13 protein-coding genes are annotated in these 16,794 nt (G+C 43.2%); 2 read left to right on the plus strand and 11 right to left on the minus strand.

From position 1 onward, the window contains the following. Positions 1-23: 23 nt before the first annotated feature. The 7 genes from GV030_RS16905 to GV030_RS16935 all read right to left on the minus strand — a co-directional run bounded on the left by GV030_RS16905 (position 24) and on the right by GV030_RS16935 (position 10,631). Positions 24-1,457: a glycoside hydrolase family 125 protein gene (locus GV030_RS16905; RefSeq protein WP_159584491.1), complete on the minus strand. Its 1,434-nt coding sequence runs from the start codon at positions 1,455-1,457 to the stop codon at positions 24-26. Between the two features lie 22 nt (positions 1,458-1,479). Further along, positions 1,480-2,727, minus strand: a complete 1,248-nt coding sequence (locus GV030_RS16910) for a glycoside hydrolase family 76 protein (protein WP_159584493.1) — start codon at positions 2,725-2,727, stop codon at positions 1,480-1,482. A 108-nt stretch (positions 2,728-2,835) separates the two neighbouring features. Next, positions 2,836-3,900, minus strand: a complete 1,065-nt coding sequence (locus GV030_RS16915; RefSeq protein WP_159584495.1) for a LamG-like jellyroll fold domain-containing protein — start codon at positions 3,898-3,900, stop codon at positions 2,836-2,838. Between the two features lie 61 nt (positions 3,901-3,961). Next, positions 3,962-5,536, minus strand: coding sequence for a RagB/SusD family nutrient uptake outer membrane protein (locus GV030_RS16920; protein ID WP_159584497.1), 1,575 nt, complete (start codon positions 5,534-5,536; stop codon positions 3,962-3,964). 2 nt (positions 5,537-5,538) lie between these two features. Continuing rightward, a complete protein-coding gene (locus GV030_RS16925) occupies positions 5,539-8,790 on the minus strand; it encodes a TonB-dependent receptor (RefSeq protein ID WP_159584499.1) in 3,252 nt (1,083 codons plus the stop codon). Positions 8,791-8,876: 86 nt separating this feature from the next. Next, positions 8,877-9,863, minus strand: a complete 987-nt coding sequence (locus tag GV030_RS16930; RefSeq protein WP_159584501.1) for a FecR family protein — start codon at positions 9,861-9,863, stop codon at positions 8,877-8,879. A gap of 147 nt (positions 9,864-10,010) precedes the next feature. After that, a complete protein-coding gene (locus GV030_RS16935; RefSeq protein ID WP_159584503.1) occupies positions 10,011-10,631 on the minus strand; it encodes an RNA polymerase sigma-70 factor in 621 nt (206 codons plus the stop codon). Positions 10,632-10,985: 354 nt separating this feature from the next. Here GV030_RS16935 and GV030_RS16940 point away from each other — a divergent pair, with 354 nt between their 5' ends. Beyond that, positions 10,986-11,819 carry an ion transporter gene (locus tag GV030_RS16940; RefSeq protein WP_221413403.1) on the plus strand — a complete coding sequence of 278 codons (834 nt, stop codon included), beginning with the start codon at positions 10,986-10,988 and terminating at the stop codon, positions 11,817-11,819. Positions 11,820-11,826: 7 nt separating this feature from the next. Here GV030_RS16940 and GV030_RS16945 read toward each other — a convergent pair whose 3' ends face one another. Next, positions 11,827-12,423 (minus strand): toxin-antitoxin system YwqK family antitoxin, encoded by a 597-nt coding sequence (locus GV030_RS16945; RefSeq protein ID WP_159584505.1) that lies wholly within the window; start codon positions 12,421-12,423, stop codon positions 11,827-11,829. Between the two features lie 127 nt (positions 12,424-12,550). Between GV030_RS16945 and GV030_RS16950 the strand changes: the two genes are divergently transcribed. Then, positions 12,551-13,120, plus strand: a complete 570-nt coding sequence (locus GV030_RS16950; protein WP_159584507.1) for a DinB family protein — start codon at positions 12,551-12,553, stop codon at positions 13,118-13,120. 36 nt (positions 13,121-13,156) lie between these two features. Here GV030_RS16950 and argJ read toward each other — a convergent pair whose 3' ends face one another. The 3 genes from argJ to GV030_RS16965 are packed head-to-tail and all read right to left on the minus strand — an operon-like array spanning position 13,157 to position 16,626. After that, positions 13,157-14,374, minus strand: a complete 1,218-nt coding sequence (gene argJ, locus GV030_RS16955; RefSeq protein WP_159584509.1) for a bifunctional glutamate N-acetyltransferase/amino-acid acetyltransferase ArgJ — start codon at positions 14,372-14,374, stop codon at positions 13,157-13,159. A gap of 18 nt (positions 14,375-14,392) precedes the next feature. Continuing rightward, positions 14,393-15,430 carry an N-acetyl-gamma-glutamyl-phosphate reductase gene (argC, locus tag GV030_RS16960; RefSeq protein ID WP_159584511.1) on the minus strand — a complete coding sequence of 346 codons (1,038 nt, stop codon included), beginning with the start codon at positions 15,428-15,430 and terminating at the stop codon, positions 14,393-14,395. A gap of 2 nt (positions 15,431-15,432) precedes the next feature. After that, positions 15,433-16,626: an aspartate aminotransferase family protein gene (locus tag GV030_RS16965; protein WP_159584513.1), complete on the minus strand. Its 1,194-nt coding sequence runs from the start codon at positions 16,624-16,626 to the stop codon at positions 15,433-15,435. Positions 16,627-16,794: the final 168 nt, after the last annotated feature.

Below are 16,794 nucleotides of genomic sequence, written 5' to 3' on the forward strand. Positions count from 1 at the left end.
TTAGGGGTTTGGTTTTAAAAAAATTAAATGCTCTTTAGCACTTCAGGCCTTTCATTGAATGTTTTGAGAATTAATTCACCAAACAGGGTATTTGCCCAGGCAAACCATTCTCTCGAAAACTTCTTTGGATCATCTTTATGGAAGGATTCATGCATAAACCCGGTCTCTGCATCTGTATCCATCAGGGTTTTGATACAAGCCGCTATTTCCGCATCGTTTTCGCTAGTCAGGGCTTTCATAATAATGGACATAGGCCAAACCATATCCATACCCACATGGGGACCTCCAATACCTGATGCAGCCTTTCCCTCGAAGAAGAATGGATTGTCCTTGCTCCAGACAAAATCTCTGGTGTTCTGATAGATGGGATCGTTCTCAGATACACACCCTAAATATGGAAGTGCTAAAAGGCTGGGCACATTGGCATCATCCATAAATAGCTTGTTTCCAAATCCATCTACCTCGAAAGGATAAATATTTCCATAACCCAAATGTTCTACAATAGCATATTCCTTGAGTGCCGCCTCTACCTCATCGGCTAAGGCTATACACTCCCTGGCAAGTGATCCATCACCTAATACTTCGGTAGCGATCTCAGCCACCTGTCGCAAACTTACCACGGCAAAGAAATTGGATGGTACCAGAAAAAGATATGTAGTAGCATCATCAGACGGTCTGAAAGCCGATGCAATCAAGCCAACGGGGACTACCGGGTTTCCAAAACCTCTACCTGGCATGGTGTCGGTTTGTATGGGCGTTTCGCGCATGAATTTGTAAGGACCATCCCCTCCTTTTCGTTGTTGCTCCTTAAATGTTTTAAGTACCAGTTTCATGGCCTCTTGCCACTCTGAAGTAAAGACAGAGGTATCTCCTGAGGTCTTCCAATAATGGTAGGCCAGTCTAATGGTGTAACACAAAGAATCCACCTCCCACTTTCGCTCATGCAGCTCCAGCTTCATTTCTGTATCATCACTCTGCCAATGCCCTCCGGTAGCTTCCTTGTTGAATGCGTTGGCATACGGATCTATCAGTACACATTTGGTTTGCCGCCGTACAACACCCGCAATTAGCTTCCGAAGCTTGTCGTCTTTGTTTATCAAAGGTAAGTACGGCCATACCTGGGCCGTACTATCCCTTAACCACATAGCTGGTATATCTCCTGTAATAACAAATGTATCTGGCAACCCACCTTGCTCTTCGTACTGAACGGTGGTATCCAGTGTATTGGGAAAACAGTTTTCAAACATCCAAGCCAGTTTTGGGTTGTCAATACCCTTTTTCACTGCGCCTATAGTTTCTTCAACAGCTTTGCTGACAAAGTTTCGTTTTGACTTTGGAGGGCGGTTAGAGGTGTAACTCTTATCCCCTAAAGGCACTGGGAAACTCATTCCAGACAATAACGTGCCTACCCCAATCAGAGAAAGGGTATTGGTTTGAATAAACTTTCTTCTATTCATTTTATCAAATGTTATTGTTGAGTTATAAAGTTTTGAGAAGTCCTTTGTTTTCAAGAACTGCAAGTGTCTCCATTAAGAACACACCGCTCAGAGCCACTGTGAGGTCCACAGAAGATGAAACTTGCCCCTGACCATTTATAGGTGGGCTGACCCTCCAATCATGATTGAACAAAAACGGATAAGCAGGGTTTTTTGCCTTATCCCAGGCACTTTCCCCATTATCAACCAAGTAATCAATTACATTCCTTCGCTCTCCATCACTTAACCCTTCAGAAAGAGCCAGCACACCAAAATAGCGCATCATAATCCCTTTGAACAACCCCCCATCTCCATCGCCCTCCGGGCGGATGATGCCTGCAGAGCTTGATAAAAGTGATTCTGTAGCGGAGAACGTCTTTAATGCTTTAACCAACAATTGGCGATCCTTTGTGATGGTATAGAGCTCAGCAAGAGCGCCGGCATATGTTCCTTGGTTATAGGTGAAACGCCAAAAATCTTCAGTACTGTTGTCTCCGTCTATCTCAGTTCCTCCCTGACGACCAATGCCATCCCATACAATTCCGGTAACAGGATCAACGAGCTTTGATTCTTGCCAAGCCAGAATTTGTTTTCCGAAATCAAGGTCAGCTACTGATCCGGTAATTTTATGAAGCCTAAAGGCCAAAATTGCTGCTGGACCATTCGAAGGGGCATTTTTATAATCCAGTTGGTTTTCATTCCATGCGATTCCTCCACCGTGATTATCATTCCATCCAAGTTTGATGTCTTCCCAAAGTCCCTTAACATCGTTGAGGTATTCTTCATTTTCTGTAAGCTCATAAGCTCTTAAAATGGACAGAGCCATCCATTCGCGATCGTCAAAAAAATCATTGTTTCGAAGTGAACTGATATTGTTTTTTATACCAGAAATCATTTCGTTCATCTGATTAATTGTTGATGGGCTCTTGGCCCTGACGGCAGCATCCACCACGGCGTCCAGCGCATTGGCCTGCCACCAGTAGTGCTGAGTATTCAGGTTCTTTTTATTATCCGTATTATAAACACCTTTTTCCGCGTTCCAATAAATTAGGTTCAGAGAATTGAATGAGGAATCAGCCCGAGATATCCAGGAAGGAGGCACCGGTTGTTTAGGTTCGTTTTCATCAGGATCCAGGTTAGATTCTTCTTTGCAACCCATAAGGGGAAGCAGTATTAAAATAAATTTTAAGAGTATCATCCTATTTTTCATTAGTAGATTTTCAAATGGTTCTTGAAGAATTTTTCTGCACATTTCCGCGCAGGTCTGAACCAGTCTTTAAAAATTTGGGCAATAGTGTACAAGGCCGCACAATGATGTGCGGCGTTATACATGTATGAAGAAATGTGAAGTTTTATTAAACTATCGAGTGCTTACGATAGCTCCATCTACTAAGGACAAATTGTTCTCCCCTTCCGTATCTGAAGCCCAGTCGGTGATCAAATCAGTTGTAGCAGGCTTGGCAAAAGGCCAGTAGCCAATCAGGCCAGTTTCATCCCCGTCGATAATAAAATCCATGTCTTCTTTGATTTCGGCTGCAGACCTTGCCACTCCCCAATAGCGCACATCAAACATTTTACCGACCAACCTTCTCTCAGGTTGTTTAAAACCCGCACTATTACCCAATGTAAGAGGCTGAGCTCCTTCTTGAGCAGCTACTTCACCCATTCTGTCTCTATCAGATGCATCTAGTGACCCTATTTCATTCCCATTGATGTAAGATTTCATAGTCGTACCATCAAAGGTGCATGCTATATGAACCCACTCATTTCTAGGAACAATAGCCCCGGGAACAGCCGTAACATCCGGTTGAAGTCTACTCTCTCCATCTGCATCCCCAATTGCAAAGTCAAGCGCGTCTCCATCTCCAACTCTTACATTCCACCCCCAAACACCGTCAGCATAAAACTCGGTAGAAGCCATTTGCCCAAAGAATCCCGGCTTATCCGTGTAGTAGACCCAGGTTTCGAATGTGAATTCGCCTCTATTGAAAATACTCGCGGAATTGCTACTTTGCTCCACGGCAATAGCATTTTCGGAACCATTGGCCGAAAACTGCAATGCTGCATCTTCAATCTCTCGAGCTGCAAATGCAAATCTGGCATCTTCGAGTGAGGTCAACGCGGCATCTATTTCTTCCTGAGTTGCAGCCTCGTTGTTGCTCACGGTTTGAGCGTCTGCCAAGGCCGTTTCCAGTGGTTCCTTAGAATTCTTATAGTACTCTCCAACACCGTTCCCCTCAACGGATGAAGAAAGCAAAGTCTCTACGGTTGATATTTCTGCTGTTAATGCTGTTAAATCAGTATTCGGACCTTTGTCCTCCCCGTCATCTCCGCATGAATTCAGGGTAAAAATCACAAGTACACCTAGGGACAGCACCAGGGCCCTAATCCCGTAAATTTTGGTTTTGTTGTTAAAATCAATCATTGTAGTTCAAGTTTAGATTTAATTAATATTCAATAAATATGCTTTTCGTTTGGTCATCTGGTTAATCCGGGTATCCTGGATTCTGATCCAGGTTTGGGTTTACGTTTCTACTGGACTGCGGAATAGGAAATAAGGTTCTGAATCCGTCACTCACCTCCTTATCCCACCAATTTCCAGTATACTTTTTGTATCTGATCATGTCCGTACGGCGTAAGCCCTCATAGGCCATTTCTCGTCCTTTTTCATCATACAATTCATCTAATGTTAGGTTTTGATAAGTTGGAACATTTGCTCTGTTTCGTATTACATTGATTGCATCAAGCACATCTTGAGGAACGATACCCCCATTCCTGAGAGAGGCTTCGGCTATATTGAAATATATCTCCGCTAACCTGAAAAGCACTATATCATTGGAGAACCCTACCGCACCATATTCTACCTGATACTTAATGTTTCTGGCACCTGAAGCTTCATTGCCATCTTCCATGTTTGGTACATCCAACTCAAAAACCAAGTGCTGTCCATTCTTGTCATTAGTTCCCAGAATAGGATTACCATCTCTTCCGTACTGTGGCCCCCACATAAACTGGCCTCTCAGCAAAGTCGGATCATTCTCGTTTCCGGGAATAAAAACTCTGGAGTCAAAAAAGCATCTGGCATCATTTAGGGTGTCATAAGTTTCTATAAACTCACGGACGCTGACCATACCGTTGTACCCACCATTTCCCTGATATCCAAACTGTGGTTCTCGCTGCTGCCAGTGGGTAGTGAATTGAAACATTTGCTGTAAATCATTTCCAAAAAGCTCATCGGCTGGAATAGCAAAAACATTTTCGTCGGAGGCATAATTATCGGTTTTGAAAGGAGCATCCCACTGTGCCTCCAGCGAGAACGAAGATCCCAATACCAAGCGACTAACTTCTATACAATCAGTCCATCTGGCCTCACCTGTATACACTTCAGCGTTCAGATATAGCCTTGATAGAAGACCATTGGCAGCTTCTTGAGTAAATCGTCCGTACCATCCTATATCACCTTTCTTAGGAAGGTTGGTCCTGATGTCCAGGATTTCTTCTTCGATAAAATTGAATACTTCTACCCTTGTATTGTTGGACGGGCTAAATTGGTTAATCGCGGTTACTAGCGGAACATTGCCAAACAGGTCGAGCAAATAATAGTAATATAGGGCTCTAAGTCCTCGTAGTTCAGCTTGATATTGTAGTTTGTCCGTAGAGTTAACCGCATCAATATCCTTAAAGTCAAAAAGCAGATTATTGCATAAAGCTATTCCTTTATACATGTCGTTCCAGGAAATAGCGAAAGAACCATCCTCCACAGTCCACTCATGGCGATGCAATCGAATCCAGTTTCCGTTATCAAAGCCATCTCTACCCTTGGTAGGCCAGGCAGCCTCATCCGTTGACAATTCTTGTAAGAGAAATACCCCGCATCCATTGGTGGAAAAATTGAGGAAGACTTGTCTTAGATGAGCATATGGCCTCATCACTGCCGACACCACTTCTTCTTCATTCTGATAGAAATTACTCGCTGTAACTTCACTATAAACTTCTTCATCCAAGTCTACACAACTGGATAGACTAATCCCTAGCAAAAATATTTTCAGTAAATTTTTCATGATCAAAATGTAATGTTGAGGCCTAGTAAATAAGTGGCAGATCTTGGGTAGAAACTACGTGTATCCCACCCGAAACTCAGCCCTCCGTTGGTTCCACTACCCACCTCCGGATCAATTCCAGAGTAGTTAGTCAATAATGCCACATTTGTAACCGTGGTGTAAATCCGCGCCTGTTTGAACACAGACACATTTTTCAGGTTATAACCGAGGGTAATGTTATCGAGTCTTAGATAATTACCCTTTTCCAGATAGTAATCAGAAAATCTTAGGCGATCATCGAGTGAAGACTGGGGCTCATCCAACATTGATTTGAAGTAATTGGATGGTGAATTTGCCGTATTCTCATACCATAACCGTTTCTCATTAAAAACATGATAACCTGCAGCTCCTACCATGTATATGGATAAATCAAATTGCCTCCAGCTAAACTGGTTGTTCAAGCTGAAAAAATACTTCGGGAGCCCATTCCCTATTACTTGGTAATCAATGTTTTCATCAATTCTTCCATCATTGTTTTGATCCTTGAATACCCATTTTCCATCAGAGCCGATCTCTTTAAACTTAAAGCCGTAGAATGTACCAACAGCTGTGCCTTCAGCCATCATATACAGAGACGTTGCTACATTTCCATAATCACCATAATAAATCGTATCTGCTTGAAACTGATCATTGGCCAGTGAAATGACTTCATTCGTATTGATAGAGAAAGTGGGTGTAATGTCCCACTTAAATTCATTGCCATCTATGGCCTTGAAAGTCCCTATGAATTCAATCCCCTGATTCTTAATTGATCCGACATTTGTGAATAGCACTGGCTCTAAACTTGGGGGTGTTTGTGTGTTAAAGGAACCAAGCAAATCATCTGTGATTCTGGTATAAAAATCTACCGAACCAGTCACTCGTTCAGATAAAACACCAAAATCCAATCCTATATTCAACTCCTTGCTTCGTTCCCATCTCAAATCCGGATTGGGGTTATTAATGGGGCCATAAGTGAAGATCCACTGCCCATTGTAAAGTGCTCTTCCGCTTTCACCTATTCTGGCAAGAGACTGATAAGGTGCAATTCCCTGACTTCTTCCTGTCACTCCATATCCGGCCCTCAATTTTAGGGATGAAATGAAGGGAAGGTCAGACATGAAGTCTTCTTGCGAAATTCTCCAACCACCAGAAACGGCGGGAAATAAACCCCACTTATTGTTCTCACCAAAAACACTCGCTCCCTCTTGTCTCAAACTAGCATTAAAAAGATACTTAGTCGACCAGGAATAGTTGAACCGCCCAAAAAAGGCAATGAGTCTATAGCTCTGTTTGAAACTTCCAAAATCAGCTCGGCCATCCTGCAGAAAGCTCCCAGCTCCGATATCATTGTATTTGAGCTTGTTGGTAAGGAAACCTCGATTGAACATATTGCTACCGTGCGTAACATTGTTGATCAAGCTATATCCAGCCAGTAGTTTGATGTTGTGTTTACCAAACTGTTGATTGAAGTTTGATGTTGCTTCGAAAATATTCTCAACCGATGAATTATTCTCTTTTTCGGCTCTACCCGGAATACCTGACAACACGCTATTTCTTGAGTCTATGTCTTCAAAAAGTGAGCGTTCATAGTTTCTTAGAAAAGAAGACCCTTTGACCGAAACTGATAGGTTATCAGTAATATGACCTGTGAGGTTTACGTTCAGATTTACCCTGTTACTTATGGCTCCGTTTTCAATCTGTTTCAGCAGTGCAACCGGATTTGAAGCGCCCACACCTGGCAACTGATAGAAAGTGCCATCTTCATTATACACTGGAGCGGTTGGGTCATATTTCAACGCCTCATCCAAAGCATTGTAATTGGCAAAAGCCTGATCGGAGCGGTTTCCACCAATGGTTCCTTCCGCCTCCAGCCACTTGTATATTTGTTGTTTGAAGTTTAATCTAAAATTGGCCGTCTTATTGCTACTATTCAATATTAGCCCCTTGCTATCTCGATAGCCCAAAGAGAAGCGCATCTGGGATGTTTTTGTTCCTTTTGATATTGCTAAAGAATGATAGGAACTCAATTTTGATGTGATCAACTCATCCGTCCAGTTGGTATCAAAACCCTTATCAATAGACTCTTTGCTAAAACCCAAGGTTCTCATCACATCGAGGTATTCCTGAGCATTCAACATTTCGGGGTTTCTTCTTGGCTTCTCTATAAAATAGGAACTGGTATAAATGATCTGACTCTTCTCTCGTTCACCAAACTTAGTCTCCACTATGATTACTCCATTACTACCTCGGGTTCCATAGATAGCGGCTGATGCGGCATCCTTCAGTACGTTAAAGGACTCAATGTCATTAGGGTTTAGAATGTACAAGTCAGGCATAGTACCGTATACACCGTCTATAATTACAAGCGGTTCATTGTTAGCGCTAATGGTACCCACGCCTCTAAGATTTACCTGCGGAGTGCTGTTTGGATCACTTCCTGCTTGGTTTATGATGGAAAGACCCGGCACTTTCCCTTTTAGCAACTCAACAGGATTATTTGTCACTCCTGCTCTGAAATCCTCACTTTTGATTTGAACTATGGAACTAGTAAGCTCCTCCTTTTTAGACGTGCCATAGCCCACAACCACCACTTCATCAAGCGCCTCAATATCCATACTCAACTCTACATTGATCTCAGTACGGCTATCTACGGGCACTTCCATTGTCTTAAAACCAACAAATGAAAATACCAGCACATCCTGTTCCTCTGCCACTATAGAATATAAACCATTCACATCTGTAATAGTGCCAACAGATGTCCCTTTGACTTGCACTGTGGCACCTGGGAGCGTTTCGCCCGAGTCGTCAATCACGCGGCCACTTACTGTGATCTGTGATATTAATTCCTCGTACAGCTGCGGATTTTGGGTATTGTCTAATACCAGTTTTATGGAAATTATTTCATTTACTCTGCGGATAGAAACTTTTGACTGGCTTGACACGTCCTTCATCAATCTTTCCATATTCCATTCTCCTTTTGGAATACTTATCTTTTTACCCTTTAAATCAGAACGGGTATACATAAATGAAAAGTCAGTGACGTCTTCAAGCTCCTTTATGAGACCCAGCAGCTCTTCATGGTTTTGCCTGACATCCACATGGGTCTCCACGAGTCTTTTTCTTTGCGCGAGCGACTCACCGGCAAATGCCATCGTGAGCGAATAGCAAAAAATCATCGTGCATATGGCCAGTTTGGACATAAAAGAAATAAATAAGTGTACTTTTGTATTCATAAGTTGTTGGTTAAATCCAAGACTTGTAGTTCAAAAAAGCCGAGTAGTTTTCCCCAAAACCATACTCGGCTTTTGTATTTATTTGATTAAAATATCGTTATTAAATCCCCATTTATCTTATAGTCAAATTCGTAGTTATAAGAAAGACTTTCCATCAGTTCCTGGATTGAGCAATCTTTACAATTGATAGTTATTTTCTTTTCTTTCAGTGCAATTTTGTCGTAGGAAACTGAAACACCGTACCACCTTGAAAGCCTTCTAAACACCACGGCGAGTTCTTCATCTTCAAAAACCAACCTCCCATCCATCCAACCGAAAGCTGCAGCACTATTCTCAATACTTGACCGACTAAGTATATTTTCTCTCTTGTCATAAGTCGCTCTCTCAGCTGGGAGGATATCGACAAAGCTTCTGCCCGAAGGATCACTCACCCTGACTTTCCCGGACCGTACAAATACCTCAGAAAAAGACTCATCTTCGTATGCCTGAATAGAGAATGAAGTCCCTAATACCTCAATATTGATATTGTCGGTGGTTATGATAAATGGCGTGGATTCATTCCTGACTACATCGAAAAAGGCCTCACCGGTCAAAACCACCTGCCTACTGTTGCCTTCGAACACTTCCGGGTAACTAATCTTCGATCCTGAATTTAATTTGACGGTGCTACCATCAGCCAATTGTAACTCTAACTTCTTTCCTACAGGGGCCACCTTTTCAACCACACGAATAATATCCGAATTACTAAGATTGCTGCCTGACCAGAAATTATAAACTAGCCAACTTGAGGTAATAAGAAGCGCAACTGCAGCTGCCATATGATACCATGTAACATGAAACTTCTTCGATTCCTTTTGACCATGATAACCTGCAGACAAATCGATTTCATCAAGTAGTTGAAGCCAAATTCGATTTTTTGCACTCTGAGCTGAAGGGTCTGATGATTTCCAGTATAACTCAATCTTAGTTAAAATCTGACGATTCTTCGGATCCTCATCCAACCACTTTGACAATCTGTGCTGATCGTCAATGTTCATTTCATTATTCAAATACTTAAGAATGATCTGGTCCATAAGATGCTTTAACTCTATGTACTATAAAGAGTCAAAAGCATGTCTCAAGTCACATTCAAATCTAAAAATTTGTAATTATTTCACTGATATGAGCATACGCCTGCATAAAATCCCACTAAAAAACCGCTTAAAATAACAATTTCATAATTATCCGAGCAGCCCCATAGTACCAAGAAACAGCAGAACAGAGAAACTACCATAATTAGACTTAGTGCCACCCGAAGCCTCAAGATAATCTGTAACTTCTTCTCTTATTCGGGAAACAGCCTTCGTCATGTGGTTTTTTACCGTTCCTTCCGATATACCCATTTCTGTTGCCACTTCTTTCACAGATTTTCCCTCCTGCCGGATCAGCTTATAAACAATCTGGCATTTATCCGGCAAAGCATTTATAGCATCATTTATAGCGCCAACCAGTTCTTGCTCCAGCATTACCTGTTCAGGGTCGTGTCTATCAATCTCTTTGATAGTTTCTTCCAAATTACTGCCAAAAAAACTATTGGGATTTCGTGTAACGAACCTTATTGCTGAATTCTTTACCGTAATGAAGAGATAAGAATTGATATCCCTAATTGAAGTGAGACTATCTCTATTACTCCAAAGATTCATAAATACTTCAGAAACAATATCTTCGGCAGATTGCACATCATGAGTTATGCTCTTAGCATATTGATAAAGACTTGTAAAGTTCTGATCGTAGCAGCTTTTGAACCATTGATGGGTGTCATCAAGTGAATTAATATTATGAATTTTCCGCCTTATGGTCATTTACTTTAAAAAGTTACTCATGCAAGCTGCATCTAAGCTGAAAATATTGCTTAAGTCACAATGATATAAATAATCAATCTCAATTGATAATAAAATAAAGTTCTCTCAAGCCTCTTTGATTCCTGTTATGTAGTCGGTCTGTTCCACTTTGAGCATATTATTCTCCTGAGCCAGAGTCACTCCTCCTTGGAGGTGCCGCAGCCACTCTTTCTTACTTTGTGGGGAATATTCTCGAGCGAATTATTTCCTGATAAATCAACCTTTTTGAAAATATTGATTTGCAGCTTATTATAGGGCAAATTGGTTAATATTGCATTTTATCAGATCATGAATAACCAGACCAAAAATCCGCTTATGCTCATCTGGGATCGAGTCAAAAACATGGACGACCTCAGGGCCTTCATTGAATCTAAAGCGTTTCAATATTCCATCATAGCCCTTATTATTATCAATGCCATCACCATAGGACTGGAAACCTCTGCCACTATTCGGGAGTCAGCCGGGCTTTGGCTTACAGAAATAGACAAATACATTCTGGTCATCTTCACGCTCGAAATCTCTGTGAAAATCGTGGCCTATCGTCAGAAGTTTTTCGCCAACACCTGGAACATTTTTGACTTCCTCATTGTGGCCATTGCGCTGATCCCAGCTGCAGGCCCCCTGCACATCCTGCGTACCCTCCGCGTGCTACGAACCGCCCGCCTCATCAAAAATGTACCCAAGCTTCGCTTGATCATAGAGTCTTTGCTCAAATCTATTCCAAGCATTGGATGGATCGGGGTGCTGCTATTTATGATTTTCTACATTTTTGCGGTGATTGGTACCGATTTGTATCAGGATCAGTTTCCTGAGTACTTTGGCGATATGGGCAAGACCTTTTTCACCCTGTTTCAGGTGATGACGCTGGAAAGCTGGTCTTCGGGGATTGCCAGGCCTATGATGCAGGAGGTATCCTATTCCTACCTGTTTTTTATTCCTTTTATCCTGCTGGCTACCTATACCACACTCAATGTATTCATAGCGATTGTGGTCAACACCATGAATGAGATCAACCGTGCTGAAATGAAAGAAGAAGAAGAGCGGGTGAAGGATTTCGTACATCAGGAGCACGAGCAAATGCTCGATTACCTGTCTAGTATTGAGAGAAAAATCACCCAGCTCGAGAAAAAAATAGATCAGAAGAATTGAGCTCAACTCACTCTGCTTCGAGTTCAGGGTTTTTATCCACCAGTTCACCATCCTCATATCGGTAGGCTATCGACAGGTTTCCTTCCTGGTCATACCACTTTGCCAAACCGTGAAGTTTTCCATCAACATAGGGCGCCTCCTGCATCAGCGTACCATTGTCATAGTATTTCGTCAACGGGCCATTCAACACCCCATTGTTATAATTTCTGGTTTCTATGACTTTTTTGCGCTTGTAGACCACATACTCACCGTCCAGCTGATCGCTATGGTAATAGCTCTTAGTCTCCACATATCCCTGCTTGTCAAACTTCAAAGTCACTCCTTGTTTTTTACCCTCATTGAAGGTTTCCAGTAAAGTAATCGCCCCTTCTTTGTCATAGGTAATCCACGAGCCATGCTTAAGTCCATTGAGTACGTCCCCCTCCGTTACGATTCGTTGATCACTGCGCTGAGTGGCTTTGCTCAGTCCCTCCACATCGCCATAGGCACTCACCTCCGCCGTGGATGGAATCAAGGATGTTTCCAAAATCACAGGTGTTTCGTTCTGGCAGGCCATCATTACTCCCAAAACCAACATCAACCAAATTGAACCAATTCTATTCATGCTATTACAAAGTTTTAAGGTTTAAGATGTGCCAAAATTATACAACCAAAAGAAAAAATTCACTTCTGTAAAACCGGAAACTGAGACTCTGTCAAAACAATGAGTAAAAAGCAGCGTTGCTATACTAATGAAAAACAAGTACCTGAAGGCCTGGATGGAAGAGGCCGTGCACATACCTGGAAAAATAGACCAGCACTTTAGTGGGCTTAATGAAGAAGTTCTGAACCACAAACCTACCCCTACTAAATGGAGCATTGGAGAACTACTGGATCACCTCATCGTCACCAATACCCTTTATTTCGGAAGGTTTGAGAAAATCATAACCCAGAAACATTCCAATCCGCTCGCAGCAAGATTCAAATACTTGTCGGCATTTTTCGGCCAGTCCATACTGAAATCTGTACATCCGGATAATACCCGGAAAATCAAAACCGTGCGTAAGTTTCAACCAGTAAAGAAGCAATTCACACTGGATAAATTAAAGGAATTCAAAGATCACCACTCCGTGTTGATGGATTTCGCCCTAAAAACTGACGTGGCTGATCACCAAAAAACCATCATCACTTCTCCTGCCAGTGGGTTGATTTTCTATTCGCTGGAAGATGCATTCAGAATCATACTCGCTCATGAGCAGCGACACATCCAACAAGCCGTTCAGCTCCTGCCCACCTCAAAAGAAATGCCCGTATCTTCCTGAAAATACGGGCACTTTCATTTTTTGATCACACTGAACTCAGGTGGTATACATAGAATTGAACATGACATAATCTGTCGTAAGGTCTGTGCCCCAGCCGATGGCTGAAGATCGCCCCTCGCGCAGCTTCATTTTGATGGTGATCTCAGATTGCTTCAATATCCGTTTCACCAAATTGATGTCAAATTCCTGGGGCTTGCCCTGAACCATCATCATGACTTCTTCTTTCTCATTACCCAGGGAGAGGTCCACCTTATCTACATCGAAAGAGACCCCTGACCGCCCCATAGCGGCCAGTATGCGCCCCCAGTTGGGATCGCGACCAAACATGGCGGTCTTCACCAATGAAGAGTCTGAAACCACCCGCACGATCTTCCGGGCATCTTCTCTGGTTTTGGCACCGGAGAGGCGATACTCTATAAACTTACTCGCCCCTTCTCCATCTGAAATGATCAGTTTGGCCAGGTGTACCATGAGCTCATTCAGTTTTTCTTTGAAAGTAATGTAATGCGGATCGCTCGCTGAGGTGATCATCTCATTATCGGCCAGGCCATTGGCCATGATGCTGGCCATATCATTGGTAGAGGTGTCTCCATCCACAGTGATCATGTTAAAGGAGTCCTCCACTACCTCTTTGAAGGCCTTATCCAGCAACTTCTGATCTATATTGATGTCTGTGAAAGCAAAGGCCAGCATGGTCGCCATGTTGGGATGAATCATTCCAGACCCCTTGGCAATCCCGCCAATGTTGATGGTATTGCCATCTATATCAAACTCTACATAACCTTCCTTCGCAAAGGTGTCTGTGGTCAAAATGGCATTAGCAGCAAAACTCCCTGCCCGGGAATTTTCAGAAATCTTCTTTACATTTTCCTTAATTCCATCTACCACTTCTTCTGTTGGAAATTTCTGCCCGATGATTCCTGTAGAGGCAATCATCACCTGGTTGACATCTATTTTGAATTCATCCGCAGCTGTCTGTGCCATAGCCAGAGCTCCCTCCGCTCCTTGCTGGCCTGTGACAGCATTGGCGTTACCCGAGTTAACAATAATGGCCTGTGCCATATAATTGGACTCCTGAAGGTGCTTTTTGGTTAATTTGATAGGCTCTGCAATGACGAGGTTCTGAGTAAAAACTGCCGACACTTTGGCTGGCACCTCTGAGTACATAATAGCCAAATCCCGGCGCATGGACTTCACGCCCGTATGCGCCCCCCAGCATTTGATGCCTCTTACATTGGTTATATTTCTGATCATATTCAAAGCAATAGTATTTTAAGGTTGTAGTGGTGAAATGTGAAGACCGGAGGTTTCGTCCAGTCCGAGCATAATGTTCATGTTTTGAACGGCCTGCCCTGCCGCCCCCTTCACCAGGTTGTCAATGACACTGATCGTAATAATGGTATTGGTCCGGTCATCATAGGTGGTGAAGATATCACAATAGTTGGTCCCACGCACCTGCTTGAGGTTGGGCAGCTCACTTCTCAGTCGCACATAAGGTTCATTTTCATAGTATTCCCTAAAAATATTTTCCAGCTCCGGAGTACTGATCTCCCGGGTGGGCTTGGTGTAGGTGGTAGAGAGGATCCCACGATCCACAGGCAATAAATGCGGTGTGAAAAGCACGGTAGCTTCACTGTTGGCGTATTTCCCAACGATCTCCTGAATCTCTATGGTGTGCCGGTGGGATTTAACCCCGTAGGCCGAAAAGTTGTCGTTCACCATCGGAAAATGAGTATTGGGCTTTGACTTAATCCCTGCGCCTGTCACGCCTGTTTTCGAGTCTACGGTGATCTGGTTTCTATCGATAATGCCCTCCTTCATCAATGGAGCCAGTGCCAGAATGGCGGATGTTGGGAAACAACCTGGATTTGCCACCAACCTGGCTTCCCTGATTCTTTTTCGATAAAGCTCCGGCAAGCCGAATACCGCCTGGTCAAACCCCTGCTCAAAATGGTGATCCTTTTGATACCATGCCTCATAGACTGCTTTACTGGAAAGCCTGAAATCTCCACTGAGGTCCACGATTTTAAAAGATTTATGATGGTTGTCCTTAACAAAATCCATGGACACCCCATGTGGAAGGGCTAAAAAAACCAGGTCGAGGCCCTCTTCCTCCAGATCATCTATCCCTACCAGTGTGAGGTCGAAGATATCCTTAAACTGAGGATGCACATCGGAAAACAGCTCCCCCTTTCTACTCTCAGAAGTAATCGCCGTGATGTTCACATCCGGGTGATTAATTAATATTCTTACCAATTCACTACCCGTATAACCGGTAGCGCCTACGATTGCTACATTGTATTTAGACATTGTTATCTGTTTGCTTTGATTGACTTGAGCATTACCTCAAAAACTGTTTTCAAATCCTCCATGGGAATATTCAGGGGCGGGACCAGCCTGATCACATTGCCAGCCGTAGCGTTGGCCAATACCCCATGCTCCATCATGGTGGTTACCACAGGTTTGGATTCAATGGTCAGTTCTATACCGATCATGAGCCCATAGCCTCTGATCTCTTTGATTTCAGGATATTCGGATCTCACTCTTTCCACTTCAGCTTTGAGCCAGGCTCCTTTTTCGGTGGCCTGCTTCAGCATTCCTTCTTCCTCCATGGTCTCTATAGTAGCCAGGGCAGCCGCACAAGCCAACGGATTGCCACCAAACGTGGTGCCGTGATCTCCCCAGTCTATAGCCGATCCTACCTTCTCTGAAGCCAGCACAGCGCCAATGGGCATTCCTCCGCCCAATGCTTTTGCCAGGGTCATTACATCCGGTGTTACTCCAAAATGTTCAAATGCAAACATTTTCCCGGTACGCCCCATTCCCGATTGGATCTCGTCAAAAATTAATACCAGATTTTGCTCATCGCAATAGGCTCTGAGCGCCTTGAGGAACGAGGGATCTACCAGATTGATCCCACCCTCACCCTGAATGGGCTCCAGCATAATGCCGCCAACCTCCTCAGTTACCATTTCCTTAATCGCCTCCAGATCATTGAAGGGTGCATGGAGAAACCCCGCAGGGATTGGTGCAAAACCATTCATCATGGCCTCCTTACCTGTAGCCGCCACAGTGGCCAATGTACGCCCATGAAAGGCGTTTTTCATGGCTATGATCGTGCCCCTACGTCCATTTTTGCTGGCATATTTCCTGGCAATTTTGATGGCTCCTTCAGCAGCTTCCGCTCCGCTGTTTCCTAGGAAAACACGCTGCAGACCCGATAATTCTGCCAGTTTCTTGGTCAGCATCACCTGTGGTTCACTCAGATAAAAATTGGAAATATGAATCAACTCATGTGCCTGCCTGCCAATAGCATCCGCTACTTTGGGATGCGCATGGCCGACATTGTTCACAGCGATACCTGCCAACGCATCGATGTATTCTTTGCCCTCCATATCCCAGAGGCGGGAGCCAGAGCCTTTTTTGAAGGCCAGCGGGTAGCGTTTAAAAGTGGGTAAATAGTAAGTTTTGTCTAATTCGTGTAGTTCTTTTGTTGAATAACTCATTGGTTATTTTAATGTGATCACCCGAAGGTTAATTAAAAAATGAAAGGTCTCCCAAAAAATAAACTGACCTGGAGACATAAAAATCCCAACCCAGATGGAGACATCTACATAAGTAATAGCTTAAGTCTTCAATTGTTCCTTAAAATTTCAAACAATAATAATAATCCA

The sequence above is a fragment of the Marinoscillum sp. 108 genome (genome assembly GCF_902506655.1).
In the GTDB taxonomy this organism is placed as follows: Bacteria; Bacteroidota; Bacteroidia; order Cytophagales; family Cyclobacteriaceae; genus Marinoscillum; species Marinoscillum luteum.